Origin of the sequence: Pseudoalteromonas sp. 120-MNA-CIBAN-0494, from assembly GCF_040308885.1 — a bacterium.
Classification (GTDB): Bacteria; Pseudomonadota; Gammaproteobacteria; order Enterobacterales; family Alteromonadaceae; genus Pseudoalteromonas; species Pseudoalteromonas nigrifaciens.
The window spans coordinates 1-15,730 of sequence record NZ_JBEOOE010000006.1 but is presented as its reverse complement, the minus strand read 5'-3'; the positions used below and the strand labels follow the sequence as shown (position 1 = coordinate 15,730).

13 protein-coding genes and 1 pseudogene are annotated in these 15,730 nt (G+C 38.2%); 12 read left to right on the top strand and 2 right to left on the bottom strand.

Annotated elements, in window-relative coordinates:
* The first annotated feature begins 210 nt into the window (after window positions 1–210).
* On the top strand, window positions 211–396 hold the full coding sequence (locus AAEY55_RS06130; protein ID WP_350544928.1) for a hypothetical protein: 186 nt from the start codon (window positions 211–213) through the stop codon (window positions 394–396).
* Window positions 397–490: 94 nt separating this feature from the next.
* Here the strand turns inward: AAEY55_RS06130 and AAEY55_RS06125 are convergent, their stop codons facing one another.
* Entirely contained in the window at window positions 491–844 is a 354-nt protein-coding gene (locus tag AAEY55_RS06125) for a DUF3147 family protein (RefSeq protein ID WP_350544925.1), read from the bottom strand.
* A 96-nt stretch (window positions 845–940) separates the two neighbouring features.
* Here AAEY55_RS06125 and AAEY55_RS06120 point away from each other — a divergent pair, with 96 nt between their 5' ends.
* The 11 genes from AAEY55_RS06120 (at window position 941) to AAEY55_RS06070 (ending at window position 14,658) form a co-directional block, all read left to right on the top strand.
* Window positions 941–1,324: a BlaI/MecI/CopY family transcriptional regulator gene (locus tag AAEY55_RS06120; protein WP_350544922.1), complete on the top strand. Its 384-nt coding sequence runs from the start codon at window positions 941–943 to the stop codon at window positions 1,322–1,324.
* A 2-nt stretch (window positions 1,325–1,326) separates the two neighbouring features.
* Window positions 1,327–2,301: a M56 family metallopeptidase gene (locus AAEY55_RS06115; protein ID WP_350544919.1), complete on the top strand. Its 975-nt coding sequence runs from the start codon at window positions 1,327–1,329 to the stop codon at window positions 2,299–2,301.
* A 12-nt stretch (window positions 2,302–2,313) separates the two neighbouring features.
* On the top strand, window positions 2,314–3,594 hold the full coding sequence (locus tag AAEY55_RS06110; protein ID WP_350544916.1) for a TolC family protein: 1,281 nt from the start codon (window positions 2,314–2,316) through the stop codon (window positions 3,592–3,594).
* A gap of 8 nt (window positions 3,595–3,602) precedes the next feature.
* The gene (locus AAEY55_RS06105) at window positions 3,603–4,841 is read left to right on the top strand and encodes an efflux RND transporter periplasmic adaptor subunit (protein WP_350544913.1); all 1,239 of its coding nucleotides are present in this window, start codon (window positions 3,603–3,605) and stop codon (window positions 4,839–4,841) included.
* A 9-nt stretch (window positions 4,842–4,850) separates the two neighbouring features.
* Entirely contained in the window at window positions 4,851–7,994 is a 3,144-nt protein-coding gene (locus AAEY55_RS06100) for a CusA/CzcA family heavy metal efflux RND transporter (protein WP_350544910.1), read from the top strand.
* Window positions 7,984–8,679 (top strand): HupE/UreJ family protein, encoded by a 696-nt coding sequence (locus AAEY55_RS06095; protein WP_350545004.1) that lies wholly within the window; start codon window positions 7,984–7,986, stop codon window positions 8,677–8,679. The genes AAEY55_RS06100 and AAEY55_RS06095 overlap by 11 nt, the downstream gene beginning before the upstream one ends.
* 13 nt (window positions 8,680–8,692) lie before the next feature.
* Window positions 8,693–9,223, top strand: coding sequence for a hypothetical protein (locus AAEY55_RS06090; RefSeq protein WP_350544907.1), 531 nt, complete (start codon window positions 8,693–8,695; stop codon window positions 9,221–9,223).
* Between the two features lie 25 nt (window positions 9,224–9,248).
* The gene (locus AAEY55_RS06085; protein ID WP_350544905.1) at window positions 9,249–9,575 is read left to right on the top strand and encodes a DUF6488 family protein; all 327 of its coding nucleotides are present in this window, start codon (window positions 9,249–9,251) and stop codon (window positions 9,573–9,575) included.
* A gap of 349 nt (window positions 9,576–9,924) precedes the next feature.
* A complete protein-coding gene (locus AAEY55_RS06080; protein ID WP_350544902.1) occupies window positions 9,925–10,185 on the top strand; it encodes a hypothetical protein in 261 nt (86 codons plus the stop codon).
* A gap of 759 nt (window positions 10,186–10,944) precedes the next feature.
* Entirely contained in the window at window positions 10,945–12,933 is a 1,989-nt protein-coding gene (locus AAEY55_RS06075; protein WP_350544900.1) for an AAA family ATPase, read from the top strand.
* A 6-nt stretch (window positions 12,934–12,939) separates the two neighbouring features.
* On the top strand, window positions 12,940–14,658 hold the full coding sequence (locus tag AAEY55_RS06070) for an ATP-dependent helicase (RefSeq protein ID WP_350544897.1): 1,719 nt from the start codon (window positions 12,940–12,942) through the stop codon (window positions 14,656–14,658).
* 458 nt (window positions 14,659–15,116) lie between these two features.
* On the opposite strand, the pseudogene istB reads toward AAEY55_RS06070, so the two are convergent.
* Window positions 15,117–15,653, bottom strand: a pseudogene (istB, locus tag AAEY55_RS06065) (IS21-like element helper ATPase IstB); the annotation flags it as partial.
* Between the last annotated feature and the right edge of the window lie 77 nt (window positions 15,654–15,730).

Below are 15,730 nucleotides of genomic sequence, written 5' to 3'. Positions count from 1 at the left end.
AAAATGTAATATCTTTATGTAGACCATTATAAATGCGAACAAAAACAAACACCTAACCATTATTAACATCATAAATACTACATACTATTATTACATACACTTTTATTTATTAGATCGATTGCCATTTCTATTATAAAAGCATATAAATTTTGACTATATACTTTTCTCATTCTGCTCCCTATTAGCTATTATCTAAGTGTGTGTAGCTGAATGTCAGAATGTTATAACCCTTCATCCACACAACAGCGACGACTAAAGCACCTTAACGCAAACTCCATTGTTGCTATTAAAGAAAATCCGTATCTATTAATCGCCTTTGGTATGCCATTTGATGATACAGATAAGCTTGTAGAAGCTATCGCCAACCACAGATTAAATGGCCCACAACATGTTTGAACAATGCGATAAGCTTTAATAACAGACGGGGTAGGAAAAATAACCGTTCTAAGCAAAATATTTAGGGCTTACTACAAATTTCAGGAACAACCTTTTAGGGTATTAAATTTATTCCAAATTTACTAACGACGAATGCAAACACACCAAAGAGAAAACAAGTTATTAAGGCGCTAAGACCAAGAGATGGCCAAAAACCAAATCGGTGCAGCAATGATGGAAATATTAAAAACATCGGTAAGGTAGGCACGACATACCAAAAGGTGTACCAAGCATGGCTCGCAATTTTCTCCGTTGGTTGTTTTTCAACGTACAACCAAATCATTGCTAAAATAGTCACTAATGGAAGTGCCACAATTAAAGCGCCAAGTTTATCGCTGCGCTTTGCGACCTCTGAAGCCGCCACTATAATTGCTGCAGTTACTAAGTATTTAAAAATTATCCAACCCATATTTTACTCACCTGTGTAAATAAAAGAATAAAAACCGATTGCCAGTCGGTTTTTTTTCTGCCACTATATTCCTACGTTGTTAAGAGATATTTAACTATGCAGTTAGGTGAATTAGAAAAATTAGTACTTCAATACTTGTGGTCTTATAAAGAAGCTGATGCAAAGCATGTGCACAGTCGTTTAGGTGAAGCACGTGGTTGCTCCCTTAATACTATTCAAAGCACCCTTGAAAGACTTTATAAAAAAGGACTTCTTAGCAGAACTAAGCAGAGTCATGCTTATAATTACCGCACTAAAGTTGATCGTAACTCGCTTATGGCTACTTTAATAAATGATATTACGGCTGACTTTGTTGAAGAAGGTGAAAACAGTTTAATTGCTGCATTTTCTTCTACTTCTACTAATTTTAATGATACACAGTTAGATGAGCTAGAAAGACTCATAGAACGACAGCGAAAACTACGAAGCGGAAAAGTGTAAACATGATTGTTGGAAATTGGGCCGTTTTTTTAAATTTAGCAAGCGCAGCGGTAACCGCTTTTATCTGTGTAGTCGTATTGATTTCTTTTTTTCACACATCACTTTGTAAAAAACTTGCCATTTTCCAATTTACCGATCGTAAATTCATGCTTTGGTTAACTATTAGCTGCCCTTGGTGGATCTCATTATTGTCTACGCTTGTGTTTTTTCAGGTACAACAAAATCCAATGTCTAATTGGTGGCAAGGAGTAGCTCACTGGCATCACCTTGAGGTTTTCTCTGTATATAGTTGGCATTCGGTATTGCTTATATCGGTTGTTTGTTTGATGACAAGTGCTAGCTTACATGCATTCTTTAGTCTTAATAGGCATCGTACAGCAATGAGCAGCCTATTGGCTTTATCAAACGCTCAACCTCACAGAGATTATCCAAACCAGTCTGTGTACGTTATTGAACACCTTGTACCAGAGGCATTTACTGTAGGTTTTTTCAATCCAAAAGTTTATATAACCAGTGGTTTACAAGTACTCGATGAAAAAACAGTACAAATAGTCGTACAGCATGAACTAGCACATTTAAAAGCCCGAGATCCGCTTTTTAAAACTCTGTTTAGTTTATTTTGTTGGTGTTTCCCTGCGCCAACGCGCGCGGCGTTACAGCAATCTTATACGGCTTTAACAGAGCAAATTGCTGATGTCGGTGCCACGCAGCATTTTGATGGTTTAGATGTGGCTCAAGCGCTTATTAATGTTGCTCGATTTCAACGACAACAACATAGCATTAATGACAATATATATATGAGTCATTTTAGTAATGAGCAAATAACTCAGCGTATACAAACATTGTTAACACCAATTCCCACTACGCCTAAACTACTTTTAATTGTCACGTTGTTTAGTTTTGTGGTTATCACTTTATTCACACTGTCGACTGTCGATAGTGTTCACCACCTTATAGAAACTTTTTTCATCCACTAAGTAAGGATTAAAATGAAATTATTCAGTCGTCATTTTGCCTACAAAAAACCGATTGGCAATCGGTTTTTTGTAGGCCTATTTATGGCTTTCTCAGCGTTGCCGTGTTTTGCAAGTTCTGAGGCTTATCAAACATTAAACCTAAAACAAGCCATCTCATTCACGCTTGCTAACAATCCACAATTACAAGGTTTTTTTTATCGCGACAAAGCGCAGCAAGGTAGGATAAAGCAAGCAAATATAGGCCAAAGAGCACAAATAGGTTTAATGATTGAAGATGCTTTTGGTACAGGTGAGCACAGTGGTTTGCAAAACATGCAATCAACTTTAACGTTCTCTTGGCTGATGCAACAAGAGCAAATTGATAGTCGCGTAAAAGCAAGTCAGTCTGAACTTGAGCAATTACGTATAGAGAAACAAATTCTAGTACTTGATTTAGCTGCGATGACCGCGAAGCAGTTTATTCAATTACTGGTGAAAGAAGAGGCACTAAAGCTCAATAAAATGGCAGTAAGGCAAGCGAGTGAGGTTGTTAATGCAATTGATAAACGGGTCCGTATAGGTAAGTCTTTGTTAATTAATAAATATTTAGCCGAAGCTGAATTAATTAAACAAAGATTACTCGTCGAAGATCTTGAGCATGAAATAGTCAGCGGAAAATATCAACTTTCTGCTTTGTGGGCAGAGCCTCGCACTGACTTTACACTTGCAGGTAACTTATTACAGTTACCTAAAATTGTAGATTTTCAATCACAGTTCGAGCGTTTTAAAAATGCGCCCCGCTTAATGCAGTTAGTAAGTCAAAAGCGTATTGCACAGTCATATATTGAATTAGCTCAAATTGAAGCAAAACCGCAATGGCAATTTACAACAGGGTTACGCCGTTATGAATCAACGGATGACTATGGACTCGTGGCTGGTATTTCTATTCCATGGGGTTCATCTGACAGTAATGCTGGAACGGTCGCTAAGTTACGTGCCGAACAAGATGTATTAACAGCGCAAGCGAATAGTTTAACTCAACAAACTAATAGCCAGCTTTATGTCCTACTTCAAGAAGTTAAGCATTCTGCTCATGTGATTGCTACCTCAAAAAATAAAATCATTCCCACGCTAGAAACCGCGCTTACGCAAGCAAAACAAGCATTTAACGTTGGTAAATTGAACTACAACCAGTGGAGCAGCGTGCGTCAGGCGCAATTAAGCGCGCAATCAGAACTACTTAGCGCTTATGAAAGCTTACATTTACAGCATATTGAAATTCAGCGTCTTACTGGCGCATCAATAGAACAATGAGATTATTTATGAAAACGACAAATTTTATTCCATCTATAACCGTTGCCGTATTGCTCGGCCTTAGCGCTGGGGTGCACTTACCCGCCAGTGCAGTATCAAAGCCTGCTATTGAACAAGCAGAGCCTGAAAAAGGACCGCATAATGGTCGCATGCTTCGTGAAGGGAACTTCGCACTGGAGTTAGCTATATTCGAAACGGGCGTTCCCCCCGAGTTTAGAGTGTGGTTAACTGATAATAAAAACCCAATTAACCCCGACGATGTTGAATTAACGGTTACGTTAACCCGATTAGGTGATGTGATTGATAATATTAACTTTACTAGCCAAAGTGACTTTTTACGTGGGGATATGGAAATTTACGAACCGCACTCTTTTATTGTCACAGTAAATGCGAGCTACCAAGGCAAAACATATCGTTGGCAATACGACAATCTAGAGGGGCGAACAAAAATCGAACCCGCAGTAGCAGATGCAATGGCAATTAAAACCGCAATTGCAAAGCCGCAAGTGCTCCATCAAACGATCCCGGCTTATGGGCAGGTTTGGTTGCCGCCGAGTGCGTATCGCACTGTTTTTGCTCGTTTTGAAGGTGTTATTACACACTTAAATGTGAAGCTAGGCGATAAAGTAAATAAAGGCCAAACTTTAATGACGATTGAAAGTAATGAAAGTTTAAACCCCTATGAGATTAAATCGCCTATTGCTGGTTTTGTCGCAAAACAAATGGCTAATTCAGGTGAGCAAACGAATAACCGTGAACTGCTTGTTATCACAGACGCGAGTCAATCTGTCGTTAAATTAGCAGTCTACCCGAGCGATTACAGCAAAGTATCTCAAGGCACTCCAGTGAGCATTAAACCAGAAGGTAGTCTTGTAAATATTACTGGTAAGATATCATTTATAGAGCCAAAAGTTAGAAACGATCAGGCAAGAATGGTGTGGGTGACGTTGGCACAACAGACTGAGCCTTTGCTGGAAGGGAGTTTTGTTAAAGCCGATATTGAAACGGCTTCTTTTGAAGTTCCTTTAGCGATAAAGAAAATAGGCTTACAGAGCTTTCGTGATTTTACGGTCGTGTATGCAAAAGTAGGCGATGAATATGAAGTCAGGATGCTTGAGCTGGGTCGCTCAGATGCGAAATGGATAGAAGTACTGGGTGGACTGCCCGTAGGTACTGAGTATGTTACTGAGAATAGCTATGTCATTAAAGCCGATATTGAAAAATCTGGCGCGTCACATGATCACTAGGAGAGCGTAATGTTAGAATCGATTTTACGCTTTGCTATAAAGCGCAATATTTTTGTCCTTGTGATGGTATTTGCCATTGCAGGATTAGGCTTATGGAATTTTACTAAACTGCCTATTGATGCAGTACCTGATATAACCAATGTTCAGGTTATGATCAACACCGAAGCGCCAGGCTATACGCCGTTAGAGGTTGAACAACGAGTTACTTTTCCACTTGAAAACGCACTTGCGGGGCTACCAGGACTTGTAAACACACGCTCAGTGTCTCGTTATGGTTTATCGCAGGTTATTGCTATTTTTGCTGATAATACCGATGTTTACTTTGCTCGTCAGTTGGTTAATGAGCGGCTGTCTAGTGCACGTTCGGAGTTACCGATAAACCTTTTACCTGAGCTTGGCCCCATTGCTACTGGATTAGGTGAGATTTTTATGTTTACGGTTGATGCTGTGCCTGGCGCTAAAAATCCCGACGGTAGTGATGTAACCCCCATTGATTTACGAACAGTACATGACTGGACAATTCGCCCTCAATTAATGCGGGTGCCTGGTGTTGTTGAAGTAAACCCTATTGGTGGTTACGAGCGTGAAATTCTCGTTGCGTTTAAACCTGAAAAACTACTGGCTTATAATCTTACCTCAGCAGATGTTGTTGATGCTATTGGTCAAAACAACCAAAACCAAGGCACCGGATTTATTGAAAAAAGCGGTGCGCAATGGTTAATTCGTGTCCCAGGTCAGGTTGCTGGTTTAACTGAAATCACTAATTTACCCATCAAAACTATAGACGGCAGTGCAGTGTTTATTAAAGATGTTGCTACTATAAGTGATGGTAAAGGGTTGCGTACTGGTGCTGCTACACAAAATGGCCGCGAAGTGGTGATGAGCACTGTGTTCATGTTAATAGGTGAGAACAGTCGCACAGTTGCACAAGGCGTTGGTGAAAAGTTAAAAGAAATCAATGGCAGTTTACCCGAAGGCATTGTCGCAAAAGCGGTGTATGACCGCACCAAACTTGTAGATAAAACACTTTCAACCGTTCAGACTAATCTGCTCGAAGGAGCCATTTTAGTGATTGTTGTATTATTTGTATTACTGGGTAATTTTAGAGCCGCATTTTTAACGGCCTTAGTTATCCCGTTTGCAATGTTAATGACAATAACTGGTATGGTACACACGCGTGTCAGTGCAAATTTGATGAGTTTAGGAGCTTTAGATTTTGGTCTGCTGGTTGATGGTACGATAATTATAGTCGAAAATTGCTTACGGCGTTTAGGGATGAAAGGCGATGCACCTCTTTCGTTAAAAGCGCGTTTGGAGGTCGTTTTTACAGCAACGCGCGAGGTCATACGACCCGCTTTATTTGGTGTATTTATTATCACCGTAGTTTATTTACCTATCTTTGCGCTGGAAGGTGTCGAAGGTAAAATGTTTCATCCGATGGCAATAACCGTTGTGATCGCTCTGCTTTGCTCAATGGCGCTTTCAATCACATTTGTGCCCGCAATGGTGGCTTTATTATTTAAGAAACCGGTTAAAGAAAAACCTAATCATATTATGCTTGGGTTAAGCTATATTTATAAACCAGTACTCGTATTAGCATTAAAAGGCCGCTGGACTGTGGTGCTAATAGCTTGTTTACTCGTAACATTTTTTGGCTATCAAGCAACACGCTTAGGCAGCGAGTTTGCACCAAATCTTGATGAAGGTGACATTGCCATGCATGCGCTTCGTATTCCTGGTACATCATTAAGTCAAGCGATTGAGCTACAAAAAGTGTTGGAAGAAAAAATTACGCAGATGCCTGAAGTAGAACGCGTATTTGCAAAAATTGGCACAGCAGATGTAGCAACAGATGCAGTTCCACCTAGCGTAGCTGATAACTTTATTATTTTAAAACCAAGAGAACAATGGCCAAACCCTGACAAGTCAAAAATACAAATTGTTGAAGAGTTAGCAGCCTTAGTTAAGCCAATTCCAGGTAACCGCTATGAGTTTTTACAACCAATTCAAATGCGCTTTAATGAATTATTAGCAGGTGTACGCGCTGAGCTGGCAATTAAAGTATTTGGTGATGACTTTGAAACGCTTGCTGCGTTAGGTAAAGAGATTGAATCTGCTATTGGAAATGTTGACGGTGTAGCTGATTTAATGGTTGAGCAAACAACGGGATTGCCAATGCTTGAAATTGTGCCCAATGTTGAAAAACTAAGCCAGTTTGGTATCAGCAAAGCACACATTCAGTCACAGTTAGCCACCGCATTAGGGGGGACTATTGCAGGTAAGTATTATCAAGGGGATATCCGCTCTAATATTGTTGTACGTTTAGAAGAGCAGCAGCGTAATAATGTGCAAGAGCTAGGTTACTTACCTATTAATTTACCTAATGGTCGCGCTGTGCCGCTCCAAGAGTTAGCAACAATCAAACTCACTAATGGCGCAAGTCAAATTAATCGCGAAAATGCTAAACGTCGTATTGTAGTGACTACCAATGTACGAGGACGTGACTTAGGGAGCTTTGTTGGAGATATTCAAACAATTATTGAAGATAAAGTCACTATTCCTGCTGGTTATTGGATTGAATACGGAGGAACGTATCAAAAGTTACAATCGGCCTCTGAGCGTTTAAGTGTGGTTGTGCCCGTTACATTGTTAATGATTATAGGCTTGCTTATTTTAGCTTTAAGCTCACTTAAAGATGCTGCGATTATTTTTACCGGTGTGCCTTTAGCGCTTACCGGCGGAATTGCAGCACTACTGTTACGTGATATTCCATTTTCAATATCTGCAGCGGTCGGTTTTATTGCTTTATCCGGAATTGCCATATTAAACGGCTTGGTAATGGTATCGTTTATTCGTGAATTACGCAGCTCAGGAATGGACCTTAATCAAGCGATAACAGAGGGGGCATTAACACGTCTTCGCCCAGTGATAACTACAGCATTGGTTGCCTCATTAGGATTTATTCCTATGGCACTTAATACAGGGATTGGCTCAGAAGTACAGCGACCTTTAGCAACCGTGGTAATTGGTGGCATTATTTCATCGACCTTACTAACATTATTTGTGATCCCCGCGCTGTATCGACTTTTACACAATGAAAAGGAGTATACTTTGACTGAAAGTGAAACGTTGGAGCAACATGATGCCAACTAAAATAATAAACGTTAGCATAATGATTACGGTGCTTGTTTTGGCTTTTCTGAGCTTTGAGACATTGGCACATGGAGTTGATGACAGCACTCGCGCTTTTTTAGAACAAAACCAAGGCGTACAGTTTGTACCATTTATTTATATTGGTGCAAAACACATGATCACCGGTTACGACCATATATTGTTTTTAATCGGTGTGATCTTCTTTTTGTATCGCAGTAAAGAGGTTTTGCTGTATGTAACTATGTTCACCATCGGCCACAGCACAACGTTACTATTAGGTGTGCTTGGCGATATTCAGATTAATGCCTATTTAATTGACGCTATTATCGGTTTTTCAGTTATTTATAAAGGCTTTGATAACTTAGGTGGGTTTAAGCGTTGTTTTAATTGGCAGCCAAATACAAAAATGGCGGTGCTTGTTTTTGGTTTGTTTCATGGCTTTGGTCTAGCAACTAAGCTGCAAGAGTTTCAATTACCCGAAGATGGATTACTGACAAACCTAATCGCCTTTAATATTGGTGTAGAGCTTGGCCAATTTTTAGCGCTCGCAGTTATTTTAATTGCCATTAATGCATGGCGTAAACTGCCGTCATTTCAACGTTTTTCAACATTCACCAACGGTGTATTAATGAGTGCCGGTTTAATGCTAGTCGGCTTTCAGTTAACCGGTTATATGATTAATTAATTTAGAGAAATATATGCAACATACAGTTAGTTCAAAAACACTTATAAAAGCCAGTATCACCGCTTTATTAGTCGCGACAATCGTCCTTGTGCTATTTATTCTTCCGGCCGAATATAACATTGATCCAACCGGACTCGGTAAACAACTAGGCGTTACTAAAATAGCCCAAGCATCAGCGCAAAAATCAGTTAAAGCACCAGACTCACTGCAAGTGGGCAGTGATGAGTTTCAAACAATTGAAGTTACTATCCCTGCAAATCGCGGGATTGAATATAAATTTGAGATGCAACAATATGAAAAAATGACCTACGAATGGATGACCGATGGCGCTTCTTTACATTTTGATTTACACGGAGAGCCAGCAGGAGACACAACCGGTTATTTCGAAAGCTATACAATTGCCAGTTTAAGCGAAATGAAGGGCAGCTTTACCGCCCCATTTGCGGGCTCGCATGGCTGGTACTGGAAAAACAACTCAAATAACCCCGTGGCTATACAGCTTTTAGTAAAAGGCCAATATAAAGTAATTGGTTTAAAAAAATAAACTTAAAATTTAACAGGAGAAAATAATGAATAAATTAATCTCAATAGTATTAGTATGTATTACGTTAATGAGTACAGGTGTTTTAGCACATAGCGATCATGGTCACGTTAGTGATCAGCAAGCGATTAGCATCGCAGCTAAATCAATAAAAAAACTGACTTTTAAAGACTATGGTTTTGAAGTTGGAAAGCTAAATGATTCTTGGAAAAATATTTCTTCAGAAGTGTTCTCAGTCGTAAGTGAGGGCGATAATTATTATGTTATTAAAGCGTTAAATGACGATGAACAGGTTTATTTCAAAATAACTAAAAATGGTCAGCTACTAGATGTAAAATCGAAGAACGACTTCTAATCTTATTAAAATTGGCACTGTGAATTTACAGTGCCAACTTTCAATCTGTATTTTCGATACTAATTAAATTAGAAGGTAAGGTTTAGTGGGTAATACCGACAATGGGTGTCGCGTTTGCTTTTTTAATAAAAACATTTTTGTATTAGCCGGTCTTTAAACTACTTTACAAGTTAAAGTAAGGCCTTTGTCGGGAAAAAGGAAAAAGCTATAGAGTTTTCAAGTCAGACTTTTAACCGATTCTACTTCGTTTCATATTTTAGCAAACAATTGCAAGCCGCTTAAAACGGCGATTAGTTTATTTTTTCTATTTGTTGCTTTCGCAAAAGGAAAACTTGGGATTGCCGTCGGTGTGTCTGTTGATGGATTCTTTAGCCCTAAAATTAAAATAACCAAGTTTAAAATTTATAAAGTTCATTTTGGATCCCTTGCAGAAAAAGCAGGGATTAAAGTTGGTCAATTAGTTATTGAACTTGATGGTTGCAAAATCCTAGGCTGCCCAGCAGATAAAGCGAAAAAACTAATGGATAAAGAAACAGATGCAATATTACCATTCTTAGTTAAAAACTTAGATGGCAGTAAAGCTTTGCTAAGAACCCATGTACGTGAGTAAAAACCTAACGAGAAATTAAACAAGAACAAAAACAGTTGGCGTTTAATTGAACGTTGAAGATATAGAATTTCTATTTTTTAAGAAAAACTGTCTATTATGAGCTCTAAATGCATTGCTTAATGTTTTAAAAGCGCGCTCAGAGTTGATTCAAGAACCCGATTTTTAATTGATTTTGGCTGTTGGAGTTATTCTATAGTCTTGTTATTAAGGTCCAAAGATTATAATTGGCACAATGCTACTATGAGAGTAAATTGAGCCATTAATAAGCTCAAATGTCGGAGGACATTAAAGTATGAAACTCGACAATAAATACTAAAACCATGACAATAAAGTTCGAAACTTTTCGATGCTATTTGTCGCAGTCTGCCTTTTGTTCTAACAAGCTTTTGCCCCAAGACGTGTTAAAGTAATTACTCTATAGGTCGGCTTTGAGCGAGAAGCAGACTGTCGGGCAAACTTATTTTTGGGCAAAAACAATTTAGGACATAGACGTAAAGGCTGCTTTATTACAGGATAAACAATTTCTGGTTGCTCTTTAAGTGTCTCATGACCTGAAAATGGTAACCCCCGATGGTTCTTCTTTCTGTTAAAAGATACTAAAACTTTATACAATTGAATATTGTATAAGGTTGTATGAATGTATTGCATTGAGTGGCATAGTATGTATCTATACATCTGGATTTTGTATTCTAGCTCAGTCAGTTGGAACTCAAGAAAGCCTATCCTACGTAATTCTCTATCGATTATAGGTTGTACATAATGAAGCTATCAAAAGTTCGCATCTCAAACTTCCAATGTTTTGACCAAAGTCAGACAGAAATTGACTTTGCAAATCAATTAACCGCTTTTATTGGATTAAACGGCAGTGGGAAGACTTCAACACTCCAAGCATTAAGTCGAATGTTTGGTATCAGTGAATCTTCTAGAAAAATAAGGGTTGATGACTTTCATAGTCCATCGGTTATTGAGCAAAGAGCTGATGAACTGTCAATAGAGGCCTGGTTTACTTTTCCTGAAGTCGAATCTGAAGGTGACATGTTCTCTGTTGCAGGAACATTTAACCAGCTATGTTTCAAGTCTTCAAACAATGAGATGATGCTAAGGCTGAGGCTTGAAGCAAAATTAACAGTTGACGATATTTCTCCAGAAGGTGTCGTAGATGAAACCGTCTACTATGTATTGAGTGATAGTGATACTTACGATAGCGATAAATGTCGAGAGCTGCGTAGATCTGATAGAAATAACATTCAGGTACATTACATTCCAGCAAGTAGAAACCCTTTCAAAGAAATTAGTTCATCTACAAAGATGCTATTGGGTCGATTGTTAAATGCAATTCAGTGGGACCAAAGTAAAGATGGTGAGCTTCAAAAGGCGCTGGAGTTTACTAAGCAAGCAAGTGAAGAGATTTCTAAGAACAGTGCTATAAAACTTATTGAAAAGCAGCTACAAACCAGTTGGCGAGAAATGTACTCAGGAGACTATCTGAGCAAGGCGAAGGTTAACTTCTTGCCATTGCAGACTGATGAGCTTTTGAAAACGATCACTCTCTCTTTCGAGTCTGAAACAAATAACCGAAAGGCTACGATGGATAGGTTGAGTGATGGCCAACGCTCGCTATTACATATATCCATAATTCAAGCAGTGCATGAACTAGAGTCAAAAGCACTTCGAGAACAAACTAACCGAGTTCATTTTGATTCTAAAAAGCTAAATACTCCAATTTTTACCCTTCTAGCGTTAGAAGAGCCTGAAAACCATCTAGCACCTCACTTCTTGGGGAGAATAGTTAAATCTATAAGTTCTTTGGCCAAATCAACAAATGCCCAGGTTTTAGTCACTACTCACTCCCCAAGTTTAGTAGGTAGAATCGAGCCTACTCAAATTCGTTACTTTAGGTTGGATAAAGCAACTAGAAATACAGTTGTCTCAAAAATACCCTTACCAGATAAGCAAGATGAGTTGTACAAATTTGTGGCTGGTGCAGTTAAGGCTTATCCTGAGCTCTACTTTGCCCGTTTGGTTATTTTGGGTGAGGGTGAAAGTGAACAGGTAGTCATACCAAAATTGTTATCCAAATTCGGTATTGATATTGATGATAGCTTTGTATCTGTTGCTCCTTTAGGTGGGAGGCATGTAAACCATTTTTGGAAGCTTTTGAATGGGTTAGGTATCCCATACGTTACACTTTTAGATATGGATTATGGTCGAAATGGTGGCGGTTGGGGACGTATAAAGTACGTCGTTGATCAAATGGTTAAGCTAGGAAAAGGTGAAATCATTACGAATATACCTAATTGGGATACACCCAACTCTAACCCTATGTCTGATGCGCTATTGAACAGCCAGGATACTGCGGAGAGTTTCTTGAATCAGCACGGTGTATTCTTTTCTACACCACTGGATTTAGATTACTCAATGCAACAATCTTATCCTAAGAACTATAATGAAAAACTGGCGGGTGAGAATGGTCCGCAAGATAAAGATTGGGAATCCTTAAAAGCCGCTGTTTTAAAGACCAAGTATTCAAAGGATATTGCTGATAATTATTATGATGAGATGCAAGATAAAGATACTTTCTTATGGTACAACTACAGGTTCCTCGGTAGTAAAGGCAAACCAGTTTCACACATAAATGCCTTAGAGCAAATTGACTTTAATCTAGCTGAAAATATCGAACGAATCCCTAAAGGGATTAAGGAAATGATTAAGCATATAGAAAAAGAAATTTCTGAACTCCCGGAGTAATATTTAATGATTGATGCTTCAATGTGGGAACCAAAGGATGGTCTAGAGTTTGATAAAAAATCTTTAGATATAATTAAGTGTGACAATAGCATTGCAATTATGGCTGGGCCTGGGGCAGGCAAAACTGAAATTCTTGCTCAAAAAGCTTGCTTCATACTTGAAACAGAGTTGTGTTCGTGGCCATATAATATTTTATCTATATCTAGGAAGCGAGAATCTGCTTCAAACATAAAGGATAGAGTATCACTTAGATGTGGTAATGTTCTATCTGATAGATTTCATTCTTTTACAATTGAAGCTTTTACAAAAAGTATCGTTGATAGGTTTATGCATATCTTACCTAAACACGAACAACCGAATAAAGATTACAAGTTAGTTTTTAATTCCAGAGAAAGTAACTTCAGAGACAAGTTAACTTTTGATCAGCTTACTATTATTGCTCTAAAAATTGCAAAATCTTCTTCTATTTTAATGTCATCGATCAGAGCGACATACAAATTTGTTTTTATTGATGAATTTCAAGATTTGAATGGCCATCAATATGATTTCGTAAAGGAACTATTTTGTGAATCACAAAGTGTTATCACTGTTGTCGGAGATACAAAGCAAGCGATAATGAAATTTGCCAACGCTTTACCAGACGGATTTGTTAAATTCAAGTTAGACTTTAAAGCCGACTTAAAGATAATTTATACCAATTTTAGGGCATCTCCAGAACTTAAACAGTTTATTGATTGCATCGGTAATTATTGGTGGCCTATTGATTCTAATGATGTAATTTATAATACAGAAAGAATTCCATTGAACAAAAGTGATTACTCTCTACTTTTATTTGATGACGAAGCTCATGAGGTTAAGCAATTATCTTTGAAAATAAAGAAATGGATCGTTGAAGATAAAATAAAACCTGAAGAGATAGCTATTTTATTTAGAGCTAATGCAAACAACAACTACAGTAAAAACCTAAATATTGCCTTATTAGAGCAAGGTGTTTTAAGTGTTAACGAAAGCAATATCCAAGACTATCTTTCCGAACCTTTAGGTAAAGTGTTAGCCTCATTGTTATGTTTATTAACCCGACCTAGGGATATAAAAGCATGGGAGTATCTTAGAGACTCGTATGCTTATTGTGGCTCTAGTAACTCTCGCCGTAACGATTTTGAGCTAACAAGAATGCTCAATATAATAGGAGAAGCTAATTTCTACGGAGAGGGTGACGCTAAATCATTCGATGAGTTGTTTAATATAACTATCAAAATTATTAATCAGTTCTTCCATGATAATCTCAAGAAAACTTGGGTACAATATCAACAAGGTACACTAATGGAAGAGACTGTTCTTGGTGTGCTAGAAGAGCTAAAAGAAGCAAGAAGTATAAGTTCTTCGTGGGCAGGTGCTGTCGACCTTATTTCTGGAGTCAGAGCCGTTCGAATGATGACAATCCACAAAAGTAAAGGGTTAGAATTTGAGGCTGTAATATTACTCGGACTAGAAGATTATTCATACTTTAGATTTGGTATGAATCAAAAGAAGTTGGACGAGGAGCGTTCTACAGTGTTTGTTGGATTGTCTAGGGCTAAGTCAAAACTATTGATATCGAGTGCCATGCACCGACAACATACTGGGCCTTCCTCATTTGCACACGTAAATAGTATCATAAATGATCTAGGTAAATTTGGCATGAATAAATCACGTGTTGATAAGTTAGATATTTTGAATATATGATGTTTAGTTGCGAACAAGGCTGCTCTTGCCAGTCGCTTGACTAAAATGATTCTAATAAGGCCTGTTGAAAAGCACAGCCCGCATATATCCCCATGAATACTTCTTATGATAAATATCTGATTATCTTAATTCTTATTTTGAGACGTAACTCGTTTTGGGGCAAAAACGATTTATACCGAAACGGCTGCTAATGGCACATAGCCGAAGTTCAGTATCTTGAAGCTTTGAATGATTAGCTATCTCCAAGCTCTAAAATCAGTGAGGATGTTTGACCAAGTAATGTTTAACATTGATCTGTAGATTACCCCCAAATTTTTCTTTCTCTATTTTCCTAAGATCCACATGAAAGTTGTCAAAAATTTTTATAACTTAAATACTAATTAACGTTCCCTATATATCGACTCTAATGTCAACAACAACCGAAAAGTGATCCACTCCACCATTTGAATATTGATCCACTATTTATTAAGGTTTTCCATTAACCCTGCTTGTTTCTTTTCTTTAATTCTATAACTTTCCCCCTTAATTTGAACAATGTGTGAGTGGTGTAAAATTCTATCTAACATAGCTGATGTTAACGCTGTATCATTCGCAAAAATGCTTCCCCATTGTCCAAATGGGAGATTACTTGTGAGTATTATCGCTCCTTTTTCATAACGCTTTGCAATGACGTCAAACAATAACTTGGATTCTTGAGCACTGAACGGTAAATAACCTATTTCATCAATGATTAGTAGCCTGGGTGCCAGCACTGACCGCTGCATCACTTGTTTATACTTATCTTGTCGTTGGGCGGTGGTTAATTGCAATATTAAATCAGATGCGCTAATAAAGCGGGTTTTCAAGCCTGCTTGCACTGCCTTGTAACCTAGCGCACTGGCAATATGTGTTTTGCCTACACCAGATGGCCCGAGCAGAACGATGTTTTCTTTTCGTTCAATAAACGAGAGTGTGGCAAGCTCGTTAACCTGTTTTTTGGGCACACCAGTGGCGAATATCTAGCGTCAATTAACTTGGCCGGTTCCGCGTCAATTATCTTGGCCGGTTGACGCCGAATTTTATTTGCTCTTAT

Excerpts from the sequence above, each read along its gene's own strand:
- AAEY55_RS06070 (WP_350544897.1), top strand. The coding sequence starts at position 12,940 with ATGATTGATGCTTCAATGTGGGAACCAAAGGATGGTCTAGAGTTTGAT.
- AAEY55_RS06125 (WP_350544925.1), bottom strand. The coding sequence starts at position 844 with ATGGGTTGGATAATTTTTAAATACTTAGTAACTGCAGCAATTATAGTG.
- AAEY55_RS06130 (WP_350544928.1), top strand. The coding sequence starts at position 211 with ATGTCAGAATGTTATAACCCTTCATCCACACAACAGCGACGACTAAAG.
- AAEY55_RS06110 (WP_350544916.1), top strand. The coding sequence starts at position 2,314 with ATGAAATTATTCAGTCGTCATTTTGCCTACAAAAAACCGATTGGCAAT.
- AAEY55_RS06100 (WP_350544910.1), top strand. The coding sequence starts at position 4,851 with ATGTTAGAATCGATTTTACGCTTTGCTATAAAGCGCAATATTTTTGTC.
- AAEY55_RS06090 (WP_350544907.1), top strand. The coding sequence starts at position 8,693 with ATGCAACATACAGTTAGTTCAAAAACACTTATAAAAGCCAGTATCACC.
- AAEY55_RS06095 (WP_350545004.1), top strand. The coding sequence starts at position 7,984 with ATGCCAACTAAAATAATAAACGTTAGCATAATGATTACGGTGCTTGTT.
- AAEY55_RS06105 (WP_350544913.1), top strand. The coding sequence starts at position 3,603 with ATGAAAACGACAAATTTTATTCCATCTATAACCGTTGCCGTATTGCTC.
- AAEY55_RS06120 (WP_350544922.1), top strand. The coding sequence starts at position 941 with ATGCAGTTAGGTGAATTAGAAAAATTAGTACTTCAATACTTGTGGTCT.
- AAEY55_RS06115 (WP_350544919.1), top strand. The coding sequence starts at position 1,327 with ATGATTGTTGGAAATTGGGCCGTTTTTTTAAATTTAGCAAGCGCAGCG.
- AAEY55_RS06075 (WP_350544900.1), top strand. The coding sequence starts at position 10,945 with ATGAAGCTATCAAAAGTTCGCATCTCAAACTTCCAATGTTTTGACCAA.
- AAEY55_RS06085 (WP_350544905.1), top strand. The coding sequence starts at position 9,249 with ATGAATAAATTAATCTCAATAGTATTAGTATGTATTACGTTAATGAGT.